This window comes from Microbacterium sp. As-52 (assembly GCF_049949185.1).
GTDB lineage: Bacteria > Actinomycetota > Actinomycetes > Actinomycetales > Microbacteriaceae > Microbacterium > Microbacterium maritypicum_A.
Genome location: NZ_CP188171.1, coordinates 3,737,762 through 3,757,732 on the forward strand (window position 1 = coordinate 3,737,762; position 19,971 = coordinate 3,757,732).

Annotated in this window: 13 protein-coding genes; 8 read left to right on the top strand and 5 right to left on the bottom strand. The window is 67.9% G+C overall.

Annotation, left to right across the window (positions count from 1 at the left end):
- Nucleotides 1–23 precede the first annotated feature (23 nt).
- The 3 genes from glgB to glgX all read right to left on the bottom strand — a co-directional run bounded on the left by glgB (nt 24) and on the right by glgX (nt 6,435).
- Complete coding sequence (gene glgB / locus ACLFA2_RS18030) at nt 24–2,228, bottom strand: 1,4-alpha-glucan branching protein GlgB (RefSeq protein ID WP_426621753.1); 2,205 nt, start codon at nt 2,226–2,228, stop codon at nt 24–26.
- A complete protein-coding gene (locus ACLFA2_RS18035; RefSeq protein WP_031207621.1) occupies nt 2,225–4,297 on the bottom strand; it encodes an alpha-1,4-glucan--maltose-1-phosphate maltosyltransferase in 2,073 nt (690 codons plus the stop codon). Before ACLFA2_RS18035 ends, glgB begins: the two co-directional genes overlap by 4 nt.
- Nucleotides 4,298–4,362: 65 nt before the next feature.
- Nucleotides 4,363–6,435 (bottom strand): glycogen debranching protein GlgX, encoded by a 2,073-nt coding sequence (glgX, locus tag ACLFA2_RS18040; protein WP_021200493.1) that lies wholly within the window; start codon nt 6,433–6,435, stop codon nt 4,363–4,365.
- Between the two features lie 100 nt (nt 6,436–6,535).
- Between glgX and ACLFA2_RS18045 the strand changes: the two genes are divergently transcribed.
- The 4 genes from ACLFA2_RS18045 to ACLFA2_RS18060 are packed head-to-tail and all read left to right on the top strand — an operon-like array spanning nt 6,536 to nt 11,654.
- The gene (locus tag ACLFA2_RS18045; RefSeq protein WP_297554051.1) at nt 6,536–7,711 is read left to right on the top strand and encodes a cysteine desulfurase family protein; all 1,176 of its coding nucleotides are present in this window, start codon (nt 6,536–6,538) and stop codon (nt 7,709–7,711) included.
- Nucleotides 7,712–7,720: 9 nt separating this feature from the next.
- Nucleotides 7,721–8,818, top strand: a complete 1,098-nt coding sequence (mnmA, locus tag ACLFA2_RS18050) for a tRNA 2-thiouridine(34) synthase MnmA (protein ID WP_426621754.1) — start codon at nt 7,721–7,723, stop codon at nt 8,816–8,818.
- A gap of 38 nt (nt 8,819–8,856) precedes the next feature.
- Nucleotides 8,857–11,190, top strand: a complete 2,334-nt coding sequence (ligA, locus tag ACLFA2_RS18055) for an NAD-dependent DNA ligase LigA (protein ID WP_426621755.1) — start codon at nt 8,857–8,859, stop codon at nt 11,188–11,190.
- Nucleotides 11,187–11,654, top strand: coding sequence for a hypothetical protein (locus tag ACLFA2_RS18060; RefSeq protein WP_021200497.1), 468 nt, complete (start codon nt 11,187–11,189; stop codon nt 11,652–11,654). The genes ligA and ACLFA2_RS18060 overlap by 4 nt, the downstream gene beginning before the upstream one ends.
- A 23-nt stretch (nt 11,655–11,677) precedes the next feature.
- Here the strand turns inward: ACLFA2_RS18060 and ACLFA2_RS18065 are convergent, their stop codons facing one another.
- The gene (locus tag ACLFA2_RS18065) at nt 11,678–13,498 is read right to left on the bottom strand and encodes a DEAD/DEAH box helicase (RefSeq protein ID WP_021200498.1); all 1,821 of its coding nucleotides are present in this window, start codon (nt 13,496–13,498) and stop codon (nt 11,678–11,680) included.
- A gap of 65 nt (nt 13,499–13,563) precedes the next feature.
- Nucleotides 13,564–15,264: a long-chain-fatty-acid--CoA ligase gene (locus ACLFA2_RS18070; protein ID WP_426621756.1), complete on the bottom strand. Its 1,701-nt coding sequence runs from the start codon at nt 15,262–15,264 to the stop codon at nt 13,564–13,566.
- A gap of 67 nt (nt 15,265–15,331) precedes the next feature.
- Between ACLFA2_RS18070 and gatC the strand changes: the two genes are divergently transcribed.
- Genes gatC through dinB form a run of 4 tightly spaced genes read left to right on the top strand, consistent with a single transcriptional unit; the run spans nt 15,332 to nt 19,963 of the window.
- Complete coding sequence (gene gatC / locus ACLFA2_RS18075; protein ID WP_029265429.1) at nt 15,332–15,631, top strand: Asp-tRNA(Asn)/Glu-tRNA(Gln) amidotransferase subunit GatC; 300 nt, start codon at nt 15,332–15,334, stop codon at nt 15,629–15,631.
- Nucleotides 15,628–17,145: an Asp-tRNA(Asn)/Glu-tRNA(Gln) amidotransferase subunit GatA gene (gatA, locus tag ACLFA2_RS18080; protein ID WP_426621757.1), complete on the top strand. Its 1,518-nt coding sequence runs from the start codon at nt 15,628–15,630 to the stop codon at nt 17,143–17,145. The genes gatC and gatA overlap by 4 nt, the downstream gene beginning before the upstream one ends.
- A complete protein-coding gene (gatB, locus tag ACLFA2_RS18085; RefSeq protein WP_426621758.1) occupies nt 17,145–18,659 on the top strand; it encodes an Asp-tRNA(Asn)/Glu-tRNA(Gln) amidotransferase subunit GatB in 1,515 nt (504 codons plus the stop codon). The genes gatA and gatB overlap by 1 nt, the downstream gene beginning before the upstream one ends.
- A 47-nt stretch (nt 18,660–18,706) precedes the next feature.
- On the top strand, nt 18,707–19,963 hold the full coding sequence (dinB, locus tag ACLFA2_RS18090; protein ID WP_426621759.1) for a DNA polymerase IV: 1,257 nt from the start codon (nt 18,707–18,709) through the stop codon (nt 19,961–19,963).
- Nucleotides 19,964–19,971: the final 8 nt, after the last annotated feature.

Here is a 19,971-nt window from a genome sequence, read left to right on the forward strand (position 1 = left end):
TACGCGCCGAGTCGCCGGCGCGCTCAGCCGTGGTTGACCGTCGGCACGTGAGGGTCGGACTGGTAGCGCAGCCACAGCGTCGAGAGCGCGGGCAACGTCAGGGTCGCGAGCGGTGCTCCTCCTTCTGAGGGTTTCGCATAGACCAACCCGAGGTTGCCCGATCCTCGACCCCCGTAGTCCGCCGCGTCGGTGTTGAGCACTTCCTGCCACACTCCTTCTCGAGGAAGGGTGAGCTGATACCCGGTGCGTTCCACCCCGGCGAAGTTGCTCACGACGACCAGGCGCCCGCCGTGCGCGTCACGCCTCTCGAACGCGATCACCGTAGATTCCCAGCTCGGCGCACCGAGGCGGCTGAACGACGAACCGTCGTTGTCGCGTTCCCAGAGAGGGGCCTGCGCCCGGTAGGTACGGTTCATCTCGCCGATGAAGTCCTGCAGCTGGGCATGTGAGGGCTGCTCGAGGAGCCACCAATCCAGCTCGCGCCCTTCCGACCACTCCGCCAGCTGGCCGAACTCCTGCCCCATGAACAGCAGCTTCTTGCCGGGGTGCCCCCACATGTAGGCGAGGTACGCACGCACGTTCGCCAGCTTGTGCCAATGGTCTCCCGGCATCTTTGCGACCAGGCTGCCCTTGCCGTGGACGACTTCGTCGTGGCTGATGGGAAGCAGATAGTTCTCACCGAAGGCGTAGACGAAGGAGAAGGTCATCTCACCCTCGTGATGCCCGCGGTACATCGGGTCGCGTGAGATGTACTGCAGGGAGTCGTTCATCCAGCCCATGTTCCACTTGAACCCGAAACCCAGGCCTGCGTGGTCGGTGGGAGCGGTGACGCCGGGGAAGCTGGTGGACTCCTCCGCGATCATCAGGATCCCCGGGTGCAGCCGGTAGGCGGTGGCATTCACCTCCTGCAGGAAGCGGATCGCCTCGAGGTTCTCGCGCCCGCCATGGATGTTCGGCTCCCATTCGCCCGGTTGACGGGAGTAGTCGAGGTAGAGCATCGAGGCGACGGCGTCGACACGGAGCCCATCGACATGGAACTCCTGGAGCCAGTACAGGGCGTTGGCGACCAGGAATCCGCGGACCTCCGGGCGGCCGTAATCGAAGATGAGTGTTCCCCAGTCCTGATGCTCTCCGCGTCGTGGGTCCGGGTGCTCGTAGAGCGGCTGACCGTCGAAGCGCGCGAGCGCGAAGGCATCCTTGGGGAAGTGGCCCGGAACCCAGTCCATGATCACGCCGATGCCGGCCTGGTGGAGACGGTCGATGAGGTAGCGCAGGTCGTCGGGCGTGCCGAACCTGCTCGTGGGGGCGTAGTATCCGCTGACCTGATAGCCCCACGATCCACCGAACGGATGCTCCGCCAGCGGCATGAACTCGACGTGGGAGAAGCCCGATTCCGTCACATGCTGGATCAGCGGGTCGGCGATCTCGCGGTACCCGAGGCCCGCCCGCCATGAGCCGACGTGGACCTCGTAGATCGACAACGGCTGCGCCACGGCGTGGGTGGCCGCCCGGCGCGTCATCCACGCGCCATCCGACCAGCTGTGCGTCGATGCCGTCACGATCGATGCCGTGTCGGGCGGAACCTCGGCAGCGAGCGCCATCGGGTCGGCCTTGAGGATCCACGCCCCCTCGCGGGTGCGGATCTGGTACTTGTATCTGGTGCCGATCGGCAGCCCTGGAACGAAGAGCTCCCAGACGCCGCTGACGCCCATCGAGCGCATGGCGTGGGGCTCGCCGTTCCAGTCGTTGTGGTCGCCGACCACCCGCACGGCAGTGGCGTTGGGCGCCCAGACCGCGAACGAGACGCCGATCTCTCCGTCGAACGTGCGCACATGAGCGCCCAACGCCTCCCAGAGGCGTTCGTGACGCCCCTCGGCGATCAGGTGCAGGTCGAGGTCGCCGAGCGTCGGCGGATGCCGATACGGGTCGCCCGACACTGTCTCATCGTGATCTGCGTACCTCGTGGCGATGCGGTAAGGGACCGGGGGACCGCTGTGCTCGCCCTCCCAGATGCCGTGGGCGACGTGGGCGAGCTCCTGCCTGCTGCCGTCGTCGAAGACGGCTGCGACTGCTTCTGCGAGCGGGCGTCTGGCACGGATCACGGTGACGGTGCGATCGGCCGCATCCTTGTGGGCATGCGCGCCGAGAACGGAGTGAGGATCGTGGTACGTGGCTGATGAGACCGCCTCCCATTCGGTGGATGCGGCGACGTCTTCCGTGTAGCTCATGATCGCTCCCTCACCTTCAGGATGTGCACCGGCTCGGCGAAGGCGTCGAGCCGCACGTAGTTGTGATCGGTCCAGGTCCAGACGGCTCCCGTGAGGAGGTCCTCCACCTCGAAGGCCTCGCCCGGGAGGATGCCCCACTGGGTCGTGTCGAGGTGCACGGTGGTCTCCCGCACCGAGTGCGGGTCGACGTTGGCGACGACGATGACGGTGTCTCCGCGACCGGTGCCGGTGAACGGCGCCGCCAGATGCTTGCTGTAGACGAGCACCGCGTCGTCGTCGCTCCAGTGCGCGCGGAAGTTGCGGAGCTGCTGCAACGCGGGGTGAGCGCCCCGGATCTCGTTGAGTCGGCGCAGCAGGGGAGCGAGCGATTCGCCGCGGGCCTCGGCGCCGACCCAGTCTCGGAACTTGTACTCGTACTTCTCGTTGTCGATGTTCTCTTCGGACCCGGGACGGGCGACGTTCTCGAAGAGTTCGTAGCCCGCGTAAACGCCCCATACGGGACCTGCCGTCGCGGCGATGCAGGCGCGGATCCTGTAGGCCGCCCTGCCACCGAACTGCAGGTACTCGGTGAGGATGTCGTGGGTGTTCACGAAGAGGTTGGGCCTCATGTAGTCGGAGGTCTCGTGGGATACCGAGCCGAGGAACTCCTCGAGCTCGGCCTTCGTGTTGCGCCAGGTGAAGTAGCTGTAGCTCTGCTGGAAACCGACCGCGGCGAGCGCGCGCATGACGGCCGGTCGGGTGAACGCCTCTGCGAGGAAGATCACGTCGGGGTCGACGGCGTTCACCTCTGCGATGAGCCATTCCCAGAACTGGAGCGGTTTCGTGTGCGGGTTGTCGACGCGGAAGATCTTCACGCCCTGCGCCACCCAGTGCTGCACGACCCGCAGCATCTCCGCGTAGATGCCGTCCGGATCGTTGTCGAAGTTCAGAGGGTAGATGTCCTGGTACTTCTTCGGCGGGTTCTCGGCGTAGGCGATCGTGCCGTCCGGGAGGGTCGTGAACCACTCCGGATGCTCGCGCACCCATGGATGGTCGGGCGAGGCCTGGAGTGCGAGGTCGAGCGCGACCTCGAGCCCTTCCCTCCGTGCCGCGCGCACGAACGCCCGGAAATCCTGCGAGGTGCCCAGTTCGGGATGGATCGCATCGTGCCCGCCTTCCGTGGCGCCGATCGCGTACGGCGAACCCGGGTCTCCGGCCTCGGCGGTGAGGGTGTTGTTGCGTCCCTTGCGATTGGTGGAACCGATCGGATGGATCGGCACCAGATACACCACGTCGAAACCCATCGCCGCGACGTCGGGCAGACGACGCGTCGCGGTGCGGAACGTGCCGCTCTTGACAGTTCCGTCCTTCAGACGCCGCGCGCCTTCGGAGCGGGGGAAGAACTCGTACCAGGCGCCGACACCTGCCGCGCGCCGGTCGGCATGCAGCGTGTGTGTCGGCGTCGCGGAGCGCAGAGTCGTCACGGGACGGTCGCGGAAGATCTGAACCAATCCCGCATCCGTCGCCAGCGCCATGGTTGTCGCGGCATCGCCGTCCTGCAGGGATACCGCGTCTGCGCCGAGCCGTTTCCGCTGCGGTGCCGGGCGGTCCTTCTCCGCGGCGGCCCGCGCCAGCAGATCTGCCCCCAGCGCTGCCATCACCGGGACGTCGACCCCGGCGGCGACCTTCAGCTCCGCGGCGTGCGCCCAGGTCGCGAAGTCATCGGAGAAGGCCTCGAACCGGAAGAGCCATTCGCCCTGTTCGTCGAGCGCGATCGGCGTCGACCAGGTGTCGGTGCCGTCGTCGCGGGGAGAGAGGCGATGCAGGGTCTCTTCTCCGGAAGGGGACGTGAGCCGGACGTGCACGCCGATGACGTCGTGGCCCTCGCGGAACGCGACCACGCTGAAGGGCACCACTTCGCCGACGAAGGCCTTCGGCCTGAAGCCACCGGGTACCGATGGCGACGGGTCGAGCAGCGGGATGCGGGTCGTCCGCAGTGCACCGGGAGAATCCGCAACGCCCAGGGCGCGCGTCGGGATCTGAGCGGGGCTCCGAAGAGCCGAGGACCGAGTACCAGCACGTGCAGCCACCTCCCGAATGTACCGCGCGGACGTGGCCACGGGTAGCGCGCCGGAGGGTGCGTCGTCGGCCGGCTTCATTCGATGCGGAACAGCCTCATCGACGTGCCCGAGACCGGCAGCACATCGCCAGGCGCGAAGACCTCTTCGTCATCGGAAGGGCGCTCCTGAGCACTCGACCACAGCGAGACGAAGCGGGTCGCGTCTTCGATCTCGACGGGCAGGCGTACATCGATGGGCGACTCGGTACCGTGCACGATCAGGAGGATGCGGTTGTAGGCCTCGGTGTCGGGAGTGGAGGCGGCGACGTACTGCAGCGTCCGGTTCCCTGGGTCGGCCCATTGGTCCTGCTCCATCGTCTCCCCGTTCTGGTCGTACCAGTCCATCACCGAGGCGTTGGGGATGTGCTCGCCGAGTCGCGCGTAGCGGCTCGGTCGCAAGGCGGGGTTCTCCTGGCGCAGCCGGATGAGCCGGGAGACGTGGGCGCGCAGATCGTCCTGCCAGGGCTCGAACTCCCAACCGAGCCAGGTCAGGACGGAGTCCTGGGCATAGGCGTTGTTGTTGCCTCGCTGGGTGCGACCGACCTCGTCGCCGGCGGTGAGCATGGGAATGCCCGCGGACAGCAGGAGCGTTCCGAGCAGGTTGCGCATGGCTTTGCGCCGCGAGGCGAGGATGGTCGGGTCGTCTGTCGGACCCTCGACTCCGTGGTTGAACGCGCGGTTCATGTCCGCACCGTCGCGATTCTGTTCGCCGTTGGCCTCATTGTGCTTGACGTCGTAGGAGACGAGGTCGTGCAGGGTGAAGCCGTCGTGCGCCGTGACGAAGTTCACGCTGGCGAGCGGACCGCGGTCCTCGCTGAAGGTGTTCGACGATCCGGCGAGACGGGTCGCGAATCCACCGATGCCCACCGGGGCAGATGCTCGCCGGGCGTAGTCGATGTCGCTCAGCCAGAAGTTGCGCACCCGATCGCGATAGCGGTCGTTCCACTCATGCCAGCCGGCCGGGAAGTTGCCCGTCTGCCAGCCGCCGAGACCGACGTCCCATGGCTCGGCGATGAGCTTGGTGTCGGCGAGGATCGGATCGTCCGCGATGGCGGTGAGAAGCGGATGCTCCGGGGTGTAGGTGTGGGCGGCGTCGCGGGCGATGGCCGTGGCGAGGTCGAAGCGGAAGCCGTCGATCTGCATCTCCTGCGCCCAGTAGCGCAGGGAGTCCAGAACGAGTCGGGCACCGGCATCGGTCGCCGTGTTCAGGGTGTTGCCGCACCCGGTGGTGTCGACGTAGACGCCGGACTCATCCTGCCGGTAGTAGTTCGCGTTGTCGATGCCGCGCAGGCTCGAGCGCGGACCGCCGATGCCCTCTTCGGACGTGTGGTTGTACACGACGTCGAGGATGACCTCGAGTCCTGCCTCGTGCAGCAGCCGCACCATGCCCTTGAACTCGGCCAGCACCGCCTCCGGCCCCTCCTTGCGGGCCTCCTCGGTGGCGTAGGCGGTGTGCGGGGTGAAGAAGTTCAGCGTGTTGTAGCCCCAGTAGTTGGTGAGACCGCGCTCGAGGAGGCGAGGTTCCGGCACGAAGGCATGAACCGGGAGCAGCTCGATCGACGTGATCCCCAGGGAGTGGAAGTACGCGATCATCGCGGGGTGGGCGAGCCCGGCGTAGGTGCCGTGCAGTGCGGGAGGAACATCGGGATGACGTTTGGTGAGGCCCTTGAGATGCCCCTCGTAGATGACAGTGCGGTCCAACGGCACCCGAGGCTTCTGCGACTCGCCCCAATCGAAGCCGTCGACGATCACCACGGAGCGCCATTCCTCGTACCCGTCTCCCTGCGCGAGGCCGCGGGCGTAGGGGTCGAGGAGCAGCGTCTCCGGGTTGAACGTGTTCCCGGGGCCGTGCGGACCCCCGACACGGATGGCGTACCGCACACCCGGTTGGAGCAGTTCGGTGGTGACCTCCCAGACACCCCCGGCGAGTCGCTCGAGCGGCACTTCGTCCGTCGCCCAGTCGAGGTCGGTGGCGTCGAAGACGACCAACTCGATGGAGGAGGCGTTCTGAGACCAGACACGCAGGGTACCGACGCCGTCGTGCAGACGAACGCCGAGATTGTCGAGGGCAGGTCCGCCGGGCACGGTGAGGTCTCGGGACTCGGGCATGAGTACACACTAGGCGCGATGTGTTGCCGTCTCATGTCACCGCGCACCCGGTACCTGGAGGCAGCACCCTTCCGCCCTCGTTTCGGGAGAGAATCGAAGGATGCGGCACTATCTGGACCACGCGGCGACCACGCCACTGCGCCCCGAAGCACGGGAGGCCTGGCTCGCCGCTTCCCAGATGGTCGGCAATGCGTCGTCGACGCACGGGGCGGGTCAGGATGCGCGTCGGCTGCTCGAGGAGTCGCGCGAACGGGTCGCCGCGGTGCTGGAGGCCGACCCGATCGAGATCGTGTTCACCTCCGGGGGCACGGAGTCCATCAACCTCGCTCTTCAGGGGTTGTGGCACGGCCGCGCGGGCGGAACGTCGGCGATCGTGATGCCCGACGCCGAGCATCACGCGACGATGGACACGGTCGCCGCGCTCGTGGATGAAGGGGCAGCACTGCGACGAGTGCCCGTCGCGCCCGACGCGCGGATCGATCCCGAGCAGTTCGCCGCCGAGCTCCCCGGTGCCGCTCTGGCGACGGCCCTCGCGGCGAACAACGAGGCCGGAACCATCAACGACACCCGCTCCCTCGCAGCCGCGGCGGCGGGAGCGGGAGTTCCCCTGCACATCGACGCCGTCGCGGCGCTCGGACACGTGCCGCTGTCGTTCCGCACCCTGCGAGGTGATGCCGACGGTGGGGTCGGCCTGGTCGCCATGAGCTTTGCCGGCCACAAGATCGGCGCTCCGGTCGGCGTGGGAGTCCTCGTCACGGCACGCACGGCCCGCCTCACCGCGTTGCTGCGTGGGGGAGCTCAGCAGCGCGGGTTGCGCGCGGGCACGCAAGATGTCCCCGGGGCTGCCGCTTTCGCGACGGCGCTGGAGCTCGCAGAGCGCGAACGATCGGACGAGACCGCACGACTCAGCGCGCTGCGTGACCGCCTCGTGTCCGGCATCAGGGCGGCCGTGCCGAGAGCAGAACTGCTGGGGGATCCGACCGTGCGCCTCCCGGGGAACGCGCACGTGCTGTTCCCCGGCGCGGTGGGGGAGAGCCTGCTTTTCCTCCTCGATGTCGCCGGCGTCGCTGCCTCGACGGGATCCGCCTGCCAGGCGGGCGTCGCCGAGCCGTCGCACGTCGTGATGGCGATGGGGCGCAGCGAACGGGATGCGCGCAGCGTGCTGCGGTTCTCGCTCGGTCGGACCTCGACCGATACCGACGTCGATGCGGTGCTCGCCACGATCGCTGACGCCTATGCCCGCGCATCCGGCGCCGGCACAGCCGCGCGCTCGTAGACTGGTCTCATGCGGATCCTTGCGGCTATGAGCGGTGGAGTCGACTCCGCCGTCGCGGCCGCCAGGGCCGTGGAGGCGGGGCACGACGTGGTCGGCGTGCATCTGGCACTGTCCCGTGCCGGCGGCACCCTGCGCACCGGCAGCCGCGGCTGCTGCACGATCGAGGATGCCCTCGACGCCCGTCGCGCCGCAGACGTGCTCGGCATCCCGTTCTACGTCTGGGACTTCTCGGAGCGGTTCCGCGACGACGTGATCGCAGATTTCATCTCCGAGTACCAGGCCGGTCGCACCCCCAATCCCTGCATGCGATGCAACGAGAAGATCAAGTTCGCCGCACTGCTGGAGCGAGCGATCGAGCTCGGGTTCGACGCCGTGTGCACGGGGCACTACGCGACGTTGATCGACGGCGACGGGGGTCTCGAGCTGCACCGCGCCTCCGACAACGCCAAAGACCAGTCGTACGTCCTGGGCGTCCTCAACGCCGAGCAGCTCGCGCACACCTACTTCCCGCTCGGCACCACGCCCGCGAAGGCGATCGTGCGCGCCGAAGCCGAGGCACGCGGTCTGAGCGTCGCGCAGAAACCGGACAGCCACGACATCTGCTTCATCCCCGATGGTGACACCCGCGGTTGGCTCGCCGAGAAGGTCGGCACGGCGACCGGCGAGATCGTCGACCGCAGCGGAGAGGTCGTCGGATCCCACGAGGGTGCTCACGCCTTCACCGTCGGGCAGCGCCGCGGTCTCAAGCTCGGTGTGCCCGCCGCCGACGGCAAGCCGAGGTTCGTTCTCGAAGTGCGCCCGGTCTCCAACACCGTCGTCGTCGGCCCGAAGGAGGCCCTCGCCATCGCCGAGATCGCGGGGGAGCGGTTCAGCTGGGCCGGCGCTGCACCGACCGAATCGTCCTTCTCCTGCCATGTGCAGATCCGTGCGCATTCCGAGCCCGTGGCCGCACACGCCGAGGTCTCCGACGGGGGTGTACGCGTCACACCGGAGGTTCCCCTCGACGGCGTCGCACCGGGGCAGACCGCTGTGCTCTACGTCGGAACGCGCGTGCTCGGACAGTTCACGATCGACACGACGGTCTCGGCGGTTCCCGTCGGCGCGTAGACGTTTCCGGTGTCGGTACCCGCTCGTAGACTGGCGGAGTGCCGGAGAACATCTCGCTGGAAGACGCCCGAACCGAAGCTGAAGAGCTGACCACTCGCATCCTCGACGCCAAAGAGGCCTACTACGGCCGCGACACCTCGGTCGTCGACGACTTCACCTATGACGGATGGATGCACCGGCTCGAAGAGCTCGAGCGTCTGCACCCCGAGCTCCAGGGACAGGACTCGCCCACCCAGATGGTCGGCGCGGCCGAGGCGACGGGTCTTGCGACCATCGAGCACGCCGAGCGGATGCTCAGCCTCGACAACGTCTTCTCGATCGACGAGCTGAAGGAGTGGGCAGCGAAGACGAAGGCCGCAGCGGGCCGCGAGGTCGCCTGGCTCACCGAGCTCAAGATCGACGGACTGGCGATCAACCTCCGCTACGAGAACGGTGTGCTGACCTCCGCGGCCACCAGAGGCGACGGACGCGTCGGAGAGATCGTCACCGAGAACGCTTTGCGTCTCCCTGAGATCCCATATCGGCTCAGCGGCGACGGGCATCCCCCGATCGTCGAAGTGCGCGGCGAGGTCTTCATCCCCGTGGCGGCGTTCGAACGGCTCAATGCGGCGCAGGCAGCCTTCCGCGACCGGGCCTACGCCGACGCGCTCGAGCGGTGGGAGTCGCGCGGCGGGGTGAAGAAGCCCTTCGACGATGAGAAGGCGCGCACTGCGGCCGCCCGGCGATTCCCGGCCTTCGCGAACCCCCGCAATGCGGCGAGCGGTGGACTCCGCCAGCAGATCGACAAGAAGAACGGCCTCGAGCTCGAAGCAGGACTGTTGCGGATCGAGTCGCTCGCGCTGTACGTGCACGGGGTCGGCGCATGGTCGAACCCTCCGGTCGCCGCGCAGAGCGAGGTGTACGACCTGCTCGCGGAGTGGGGGCTGCCCACGAGCCCGCACACGAAGGTCTGCCGCACGATCGACGAGGTCGTCACGTTCGTCGAGTACTTCGGCGAGCATCGGCATGATGTCGAGCATGAGCTCGACGGCATCGTGGTCAAGGTCGACGAGCTCGAGCTGCACGACGAGCTCGGCGCGACGAGCCGGGCCCCGCGCTGGGCGATCGCCTACAAGTACCCGCCGGAAGAGGTGCAGACGAAGCTGCTCGACATCGTCGTGTCGGTCGGTCGCACCGGTCGCGCGACTCCGTTCGCCGTCATGGCCCCCGCACATGTCGCCGGATCGGTGGTCCGCCAGGCGACGCTGCACAACAAGGACGTCGTGAAGGCGAAAGGCGTGCTGATCGGTGACACGGTCGTGCTGCGCAAAGCCGGCGACGTGATCCCCGAGGTCCTCGGGCCGGTCGTCGAGAAGCGCGACGGCACCGAGCGCGAGTTCGTGATGCCCGTCGAGTGCCCGGAGTGCGGCACGCCCCTGCGAGCCATGAAGGAAGGCGATATCGATCTGCGCTGTCCGAACGCACGCTCGTGCCCGGCGCAGGTGCGCGGACGCGTGGAGCACATCGGTTCGCGAGGCGCCCTCGACGTCGAGGCACTGGGCGAGGTCACCGCTGCGGCCCTGACGCAGCCGACGTCTCCTGCAGTGCCACCGCTCGAGACCGAGGCGGGCCTGTTCGCGCTCAGCCTCGAACAGCTGGTCCCCATCGAGCTGTTCGTTCGCGACGCCGAGACGGGTCTCCCCAAGGAAGACGAGGACGGGGTCGTCAAAACTCGCGCTCCTTTCCGACGCAACCCCACTGCGGCTGAGAAGAAATCCGGTCTCGACGGACCCCAGCCCTCCGCACAGGCGCTCACCCTGCTCGCAGAACTGGAGAAGGCCAAGACGAAGGACCTGTGGCGGCTGCTCGTCTCACTGAACATCCGCCATGTCGGCCCTGTCGCCGCGAGGGCGCTCGCTCAGTGGTTCGGGTCGCTCGACGCGATCCGCGCGGCGTCACGCGACGAGCTCGCCGCGGTCGAGGGCGTCGGTGGCATCATCGCCGATTCGCTTCTCGCCTGGTTCGAGGTGGACTGGCACCAGGAGATCGTTCAGCAGTGGGAGGACGCGGGCGTGCAGTGGGCGACGCCTGGGCACCCCGGCCCCGGCGCGGCTGTGGCCGCGGGCGGAGTCCTGGAGGGGCTGACCGTCGTCGCCACCGGATCCCTCGACGGTTACACACGAGACGGCGCACAGGAGGCCATCATCAACGCGGGCGGCAAGGCCGCGTCGAGCGTATCGAAGAAGACCGACTTCGTCGCCGCCGGCCCCGGCGCGGGTTCCAAGCTGGCGAAGGCGGAGGACCTCGGCCTGCGAATCCTCGACGCGGCGCAGTTCCATATCCTGGTGACCCAGGGGCCGGATGCCCTCCCTCCCACGGGCGAAGGGGCGTGAAGCGCTTCGGGCCCCTGATCGTCGTCCCGGAGGCTCTCGCCGTCGGAGATCCCGGTCGCCATCATCTGCGGTTGACCCGTGATGCCGTGATCATTCGCGAGGGCGTCGATAATCGCGGGATCGTGAGCTGGAGCGAGCTCGACACGATCGTCATGGACGTCCCCACGACGAGGTTCCGTCTTCCCGGGCTCGTCAGCACGATTCTGCTCGGCGCTTTGACCGCCGCCATGCTGACCGATCCCGGAGTCGATCCCGACGACGGTTCCGTGACTCTGACGGTCGACGGAGAATCTCGAGTCCTGCCCCTGAGCAGACACCACGTCGGCGGATACTGGGAGCCTGCGGTCATGGGCGCGCATCGGCTGATCGCCCATCTCATCGCGCACCCCGAGCAGCGTGCGCTGCTCACACATCCGGAGCCGCTGATCGATGTCGCCGCGCGACTCGCGCGCGGGACGGGATAATCCGTTCCGCGCGCGAGTGGTGGTCAGCTCTTGTGACGCGGCTTGCGGTACGGCTTCTCGTCACGCGTGTCGCGCGCCGGCCGATCATCGCGGTCCCGACGCTCGAAACGGTCACCCCGACCGCCGGCCTCCCGAGGGCCACCGGTGCGGCGTGCGCCCCCGGGACCGCGGTCGGGCTTGATCTCGATCAGGCGTCCCGAGATGCGCGTGTCGCGCAGCTTCTCGAGGACAGACGGATCCAGGTTCGATGGCAGCTCGACCGTCGAGAAGTCCGGACGGATGTTGATCGCACCGAAGTCGTCGCGTCCCAGACCGCCCTCGTTGGCGAGGGCCCCGACGATCTGGCGGGGTTCGACACGGTGACGTCGTCCGACCTCGATGCGGTAGGCGGTGTAGTCGCCACGCCCGCGTCGTTCCGTACGCGGCTCACGAGCATCGCGCCCCGTGCGCTCGCGCGGGGGACGGTTGTCTGCTTCTACCGCCTTGGTGAGCGGATCGTTGGCGGGGTCGAGCAGCAGCGGCTTGTCACCCTGCGCCACGACAGCCAGAGCGGCGGCCACATCACCCTCAGGGACATCATGGTGACGCACGTAGTGCGCCACGATGTCGCGGAACGCCTCGATGCGCCCGGTCTCCGACAGCGCCGTGGTGATCGCGTCGTCGAAGCGGTTCAGACGTGTGGTGTTCACGTCTTCCGTGCTCGGGAGCTGCATCTGGGCCGGCTGCTGACGCGTCGCCTTCTCGATGTGCTTCAGGAGGTAGCGCTCGCGCGGGGTGATGAAGCTGATCGCGTCGCCCGATCGTCCGGCGCGGCCCGTGCGACCGATTCGGTGCACATAGGACTCGGTGTCGGTGGGGATGTCGAAGTTGACGACGTGGCTGATGCGCTCGACGTCGAGTCCTCGCGCGGCCACGTCGGTCGCGACCAGGATGTCGAGCTTGCCGTCCTTGAGCTGGTTCACGCTGCGCTCACGCTGCACCTGAGGCACGTCGCCGTTGATGGCTGCGGCCGAGTAGCCACGGGCGCGCAGCTTCTCCGCCAGGGTCTCGGTCTCGTTCTTCGTACGGACGAAGACGATCATTCCGTCGAAGTTCTCGACCTCGAGGATCCGGGTGAGCGCATCGACCTTCTGCGCGTACGACACGACGAGGTAGCGCTGCGTGATGTTGGTGCCGGTCGCGGTCTTCGACTTGATGCTGATCTCTTCGGGGTCTCGCAGGTACTTCTGGGCGAGACGGCGGATCTGCGGCGGCATCGTCGCGGAGAACAGCGCGACCTGCTTCTCCTCGGGTGTCTGCGCGAGGATCTGCTCCACGTCTTCGGCGAAGCCCATCTTCAGCATCTCGTCGGCCTCGTCGAGCACGAGGTACTGCAGCTGAGACAGGTCGAGCGTGCCCTTGGCGAGGTGGTCCATGATGCGGCCCGGCGTGCCGACGATCACGTGGACGCCGCGGCGCAGGGCCGACAGCTGCACGCCGTAGCCCTGCCCGCCGTAGACGGGGAGCACGTGCACGCCCTTCATCTTGGAGGCGTACGACTCGAACGCCTCGCAGACCTGGAGCGCGAGCTCACGGGTGGGTGCGAGCACGAGGGCCTGCGGGGTCTTCTGGGAGACATCGAGGCGTTCGAGCACGGGGAGGGCGAAGGCCGCGGTCTTCCCGGTACCGGTCTGCGCCATGCCGACGACATCGCGCCCAGCCAGGAGCGTCGGGATGGTGGCCGCCTGGATGGGCGACGGCGTCTCATAGCCGAGGTCTTTGATGGCTTTGAGGACGGGCCCGGTGATGCCGAGCTCCTCGAATCCAGGGGTCGCGGGAGATTCGTCGGGGGCGTCGGTCAGCACTGCATCTTCAGGGGTCACTTCCCAAGGGTAGCGCGCTGCGGCGTCCGCCGCCTGTGAGGGCGTCCTCAGGCGCCGGTGTTCAGCGCCACGAGCTTCTCCTTGACCTGGCGCCGGAGCACTTTACCGATCAGCGACTTCGGGAGTTCGTCCACCACGAAGATGCGGCGGGGGACCTTGTAGGGGGTGAGGATGCTGCGCGCGAACTCACGAACGGCCTCGACGTCCACGTCGGTTCCCTGATCGATGACGATCGCGGCGACGACCTCTTCACCGGAGTGCTCGCTCGGCAGACCGATGACCGCGGCATCCGCGACCTGCGGGTGCTGGCGCAGGGCGTTCTCCACCTCGGTGGGTGCGACGTTGAAGCCGCCCGTGATGATGAGCTCCTTGATGCGATCGACGATGCGAACGAAGCCGGCCTCGTCGATCGTGACGATGTCGCCGGTGCGGTACCAGCCGTCGACGAAGACCGCCTCCGTCTCCTCCGGCTTGCCGTAGTACCCCGAGAACACCTGCGGCCCGCGCACGACGAGTTCCCCGGCAGAGCCCGACGGCACGTCCTCACCAGGGTTCTCCGGATCCACCACGCGGCATTCGGTTCCGGGCAGGGGAAGCCCGACGGTTCCGGGAACGCGGTTGTCCGCCACCGGGTTCGCCATCAGGACAGGGGAGCACTCGCTCAGCCCGTAGCCTTCGACGAGATATCCGTGGGTGGCCTCCTCGAAGGGGACGACCAGTTCATGTGGCAGCGCCATCGCGCCGGAGATCGCGACCTCGATGCCCTCGAGCGACACGCCCTTCGCCTTGGCCGCGGCGAGAAGGCGGTCGGCTATGGGCGGTACCAGCGGCAGGAACGTGGCGGGGTGCTTCTTGACGACGTCGAGCACGAGGTCCGGATCGAACTTGGGGAAGAGCACGAGTCGAGCCCCCATCGACATCGCGAACGTCAGACAGAGCGTGAGTCCGTAAGCGTGGAACATGGGAAGGACCGCGTACACGACGCAACCGTTGCCGCGTCGGATCGACGGCACCCAGGCCTGCGACTGGGCGGCGTTCGCCAGCAGGTTGCGGTGTGTGAGCGCCGCCCCCTTCGGCGTTCCGGTCGTTCCGGAGGTGTATTGGATGATCGCCAGATCGTCGGTTCCCGGCTTCGAGTGCGTCTCCGGGAGAGGGTCGGAAGCGACCAGCGTGTCCCAGACGACCGTGCCGCGCACCTTGGCCGTGAGGGCCGCGCGGGAGTCGCGAGCCTTCGCGACGGGGAGACGCAGGGCGAAGCGCGTGAGGAACGGCATGGCGCGCGTCACGTCGACGGAGATGAGGTTCGTCACTGCGAGGTCCGCCGGGAACTCCTGCACCGTGGAGACGACCTTGTTCCACACGATCGCGTGTTTCGCTCCATGGTCCTCGAACTGCTTGCGCAGCTCACGAGGCGTGTAGAGCGGGTTGTGCTCGACGACGACGGCGCCGAGTCGCAGCACCGCGTAGAAGGCCACGATGTGCTGCGGGCAGTTCGGCAGCACGATGGCCACAGGGTCGCCGGCGCGGACGCCGAGATCCCGCAGCCCCGTCGCCGCGCGGTCGATCGCTGATTGCAGCTGTGCGTATGTCGTCTCACGCCCGAAGAATTGCAGCGCGGGGGCATCGGGGTAGTCCCGTGCCGACGCGGCGACGATGTCGACGAGTGATCCGTCGACCGGGGCGAGGTCTTCCGGGACGCCTGCGGCGTAGCTGGCGACCCACGGGCGAGGAGGCTGGAACGTGCTCACCCGCCCAGCATATGTCGAGCTGCTCGTCGGGCATGGGACCGGGGAGCGCGCCAACTAGACTGGGGGAGTGTCTGAAATCACCCCTGAACTCGTGCGCCACCTCGGTGTGCTTGCACGCATCCAGCTGAACGACGACGAGGTGTCGAGGCTCACGGGCCAGCTCGACGCCATCGTCGACAACATCGCGAAGGTGTCGGAGGTCGCGACCGCCGACGTCGTGGCGACGAGTCACCCGATTCCGTTGAGCAACGTCTTCCGACCCGACGTGGTCGGCGAGACGCTCACGCACGAGCAGGTGCTTCAGAACGCCCCGGATGCCGCCGACGGCCGCTTCCGCGTGACCGCGATCCTGGGAGAAGAACAGTGAGCGACATCATCCGGCTGGATGCGGCTGACCTCGCCGCGAAGCTCGCCTCTCGTGAGGTGTCGAGCGTCGAGGCGACCCAGGCGCACCTCGATTGCATCGCCGCCGTGGACGGCGACGTCCACGCCTTCCTCCACATCAACGAGGGAGCGCTCGAGGCCGCAACGGCCATCGACGCGCGTCGCGCCGCCGGCGAGGCCCTCGGCCCGCTCGCCGGCGTTCCTCTCGCGATCAAGGACGTCCTCGTCACGACCGACCAGCCGACCACCAGCGGCTCGCGCATCCTCGAGGGCTATCGCTCTCCCTACGACGCCACGGTCGTCGCACGCTCGCGCGATGCGGGACTCATCCCGCTCGGCAAGACGAACATGGACGAATTCGCCATGGGGTCGTCTACCGAGCACTCCGCATACGGCCCCACGCACAACCCCTGGGACCTCGACCGCATCCCCGGTGGCTCCGGTGGAGGTTCGGCTGCCGCTGTCGCCGCATTCGAGGCACCGCTCGCTCTCGGCTCCGACACCGGCGGCTCGATCCGTCAGCCCGCCCACGTGACCGGCACGGTCGGCGTCAAGCCGACGTACGGCGGCGTGAGCCGCTACGGTGCGATCGCCCTCGCCTCCAGCCTCGACCAGGTCGGTCCGGTCTCGCGGACCGTGCTCGACTCCGGCCTGCTGCACGATGCGATCGGCGGTCATGACCCCAAGGACTCGACGTCGCTGCGCGATGCATGGCCTTCGTTCGCGGAGGCGGCTCGCGAGGGTGCGCGCGGAGACGTGCTCAAGGGTCTCAAGGTCGGCGTGATCCGCGAGCTGCCGGACAGTGGCTTCCAGCCCGGCGTCGCCGCATCCTTCCGCAATGCTCTCGCGCTCATGGAGGCTCAGGGCGCGGAGATCGTCGAGATCGGTGCTCCGCATTTCGAGTACGGCGTGGCTGCGTACTACCTGATCCTCCCCGCGGAGGCATCGAGCAACCTCGCGAAGTTCGACTCGGTGCGCTTCGGTCTGCGGGTGACGCCCGACGGAAACCCGACGGTCGAGGACGTCATGTCCGCAACCCGTGACGCCGGCTTCGGTGACGAGGTCAAGCGCCGCATCATCCTCGGCACGTACGCACTGTCGGCCGGTTACTACGACGCCTACTATGGCAGCGCGCAGAAGGTCCGCACACTCATCCAGCAGGACTTCGCCAACGCCTTCGCCGAGGTCGACGTCATCGCGACGCCGTCGGCGCCCACCACCGCCTTCAAGCTCGGCGAGAAGATCGACGACCCGCTGCAGATGTACCTCAACGACATCACCACGATTCCGGTGAACCTCGCCGGCGTTCCCGGCATCTCCATCCCCAGCGGTCTGGCCGATGACGACGGACTCCCCGTCGGCATCCAGTTCATCGCCCCGGCACGGGAGGATGCACGTCTCTATAAGGTCGGCGCCGCGCTCGAGACGCTGCTGGTCGACTCCTGGGGTGCGCCGCTGCTCACCCGCGCACCGCAGCTCGCAGGAGGGAAGCGCTGATGGCCACCGCCAAGCTCATGGACTTCGACAAGGCGCTCGAGCTGTTCGAGCCGGTCCTCGGATTCGAGGTGCACGTCGAGCTCAACACCAACACGAAGATGTTCTCCGATGCGCCGAACCCGGCCAACGAGACCTTCCACGCCGCGGAGCCGAACACGCTGATCGCGCCCGTCGACCTCGGTCTGCCGGGGTCGCTTCCGGTCGTAAACGAGACCGCCATCCGTTCGTCGATCAGCCTGGGTCTCGCTCTCGGATGCTCGATCGCGGAATCGAGCCGGTTCGCGCGGAAGAACTATTTCTACCCGGATCTCGGCAAGAACTACCAGATCTCGCAGTACGACGAGCCGATCGCCTATGACGGTTCGGTCGAGGTCGAGCTCGAGGACGGGACACTCATCACGATCCCGATCGAGCGCGCTCACATGGAGGAGGACGCCGGAAAGCTCACCCACATGGGTGGGGCGACCGGACGCATCCAGGGTGCCGAGTACTCGCTCGTCGACTACAACCGTGCGGGCGTGCCACTGGTGGAGATCGTGACGAACATCATCTACGGCACCGAGCACCGCGCACCGGAGGTCGCCAAGGCCTACGTGCAGGCGATCCGTGACATCGTCCGTGGTCTCGGAATCTCCGAGGCCCGGTTGGAACGCGGAAACCTGCGCTGCGACGCCAACGTCTCTCTGCGTCCGCGTGGCACCGACAAGCTCGGCACCCGCACCGAGACGAAGAACGTCAACTCCATGCGTTCGGTCGAGCGGGCCGTGAAGTACGAGATCCAGCGCCAGGCGCAGATCCTCGCCGATGGCGGCACGATCACGCAGGAGACGCGGCACTGGCACGAGGACACCGGTACGACATCGCCGGGTCGTCCGAAGTCGGACGCCGACGACTACCGCTACTTCCCGGAGCCCGACCTGCTGCCCGTGGAGCCGGCCGCCGAGCTGATTGAGGAGCTGCGCGCGGCTCTTCCCGAGCAGCCTGTCGCCCGCCGTCGTCGCCTGATGACGGAGTGGGGCTTCACCGACCTGGAGTTCCAGGACGTGCGCAACGGAGGCCTGCTCGAAGTGGTCGAGGCGACCATCGCCGCCGGTGCGGCACCTGCGTCCGCCCGCAAGTGGTGGACGGGGGAGATCTCCCGTCTCGCGAACGCGCAGGAGAAGGAAGCCACCGAGCTGATCAGCCCGGAGAACGTCGCCGCACTGCAGCAGCTGGTCGACGCGGGCACGCTCACCGACAAGCTCGCCCGCCAGGTGCTCGAAGGCGTCATCGCGGGGGAAGGCACTCCGCAGGAGGTCGTCGACGCCCGTGGCCTCGCCGTGGTGTCGGACGACGGCGCGCTGATCGCTGCGATCGACGAGGCTCTCGCGGCCCAGCCGGATGTGATGGCGAAGATCAAGGACGGCAAGGTCCAGGCCGCCGGCGCTGTCATCGGCGCCGTCATGAAGGCGATGAAGGGCCAGGCGGACGCGGCGCGCGTCCGTGAACTCATCCTCGAGCGCGCTGCCCAGTAGCGCGTGGCCCCGGGCCTCCTGTCGGAGGCCCGGGGGAGAATGGTCGTATGGGACACGGTGACGGCACGGGACGGATCGTCTCCGCCTCCGACGCCGACGACACCGGGACGCGCATCCTCCATGTCGACATGGACGCGTTCTACGCGGCTGTCGAGGTCCTCGACGATCCCACGCTCCGGGGGCTTCCGCTGATCATCGGCGCACCGGACGGCCGCTCGGTCGTCTCGAGTGCGTCTTACGAGGCCCGCCGATACGGCGTACGCGCAGCGATGCCGGTATCGCAGGCGCTGCGCCTGTGTCCCTCCGCGCGCATCGTGCCGCCGCACTTCCATCGATATCAGGAGGTCTCCCGGCAGGTGATGGCGATCTTCGAATCGTTCACCCCGCTCGTCGAGCCGTTGTCGGTCGACGAGGCGTTCCTCGATGTGCAGGGCGTGCGACGGCTCTGGGGCAGCCCTGCGCACATCGCAGAGCTCATCCGGGGGCGTGTCCTCGATGAGGTCGGCATCACCTGCAGCGTCGGAGTCGCGGCCACCAAGCACGTCGCCAAGATGGCATCGACGATCTCCAAGCCCAACGGCATGCTCGTCGTCGCCGCGAAGGACACCCTCGAGTTCCTCGCGCCACGTCCCGTTCGCGCGATGTGGGGCGTCGGGCCGAAGGCTGCCGAGGCGCTGGAGGCACGCGGTATCCGTACCGTGAGAGATGTGCGCGAGGCTCCGCGCGAGATGATCGAGCGTGCGGTCGGCCCCGCCCTGGGCGCGCGCCTCGCTCAGCTCGCGATGGGTGAGGATGCGCGCGCCGTCGACACGGTGCGCGTGGAGAAGAGCATCGGTCATGAGGAGACCTTCGATACGGACATCCTCGATCGTCCGTTCCTCCGCGCGGAGCTCCTGCGGCTCGCTGACCGTGTCGCCGCACGTCTCCGCCGCGCCGAGTGGGAGACGTCGACCGTCGCCATCAAGATCCGTTTCGACGACTTCCGCACCCTGAGTCGCTCTCAGACGCTGAGCGAGCCCACCGCGGTCGGGCAGCGCATCGGCGAGGCTGCGCAGGCTCTGTTCGAGCAGATCGACCGACGCGATCCCGTGCGTCTGGTCGGCGTCAGAGCCGAGAACCTGCGTCCGGCCGGCGGCGGCGGTCTCGGGCTGTGGGACGACGACGAGGACTGGCGCAGAGTCGAGGGGGCAGTCGACGAGGCCATTGCCAGGTTCGGCACAGCGACGATCAGCCGCGCGCGACACATCGGCCGCGGGGACGGCCGCGGTGCCGCCCAACATCCGAAGGCCCACGGCCTGGATTGATCGCACGC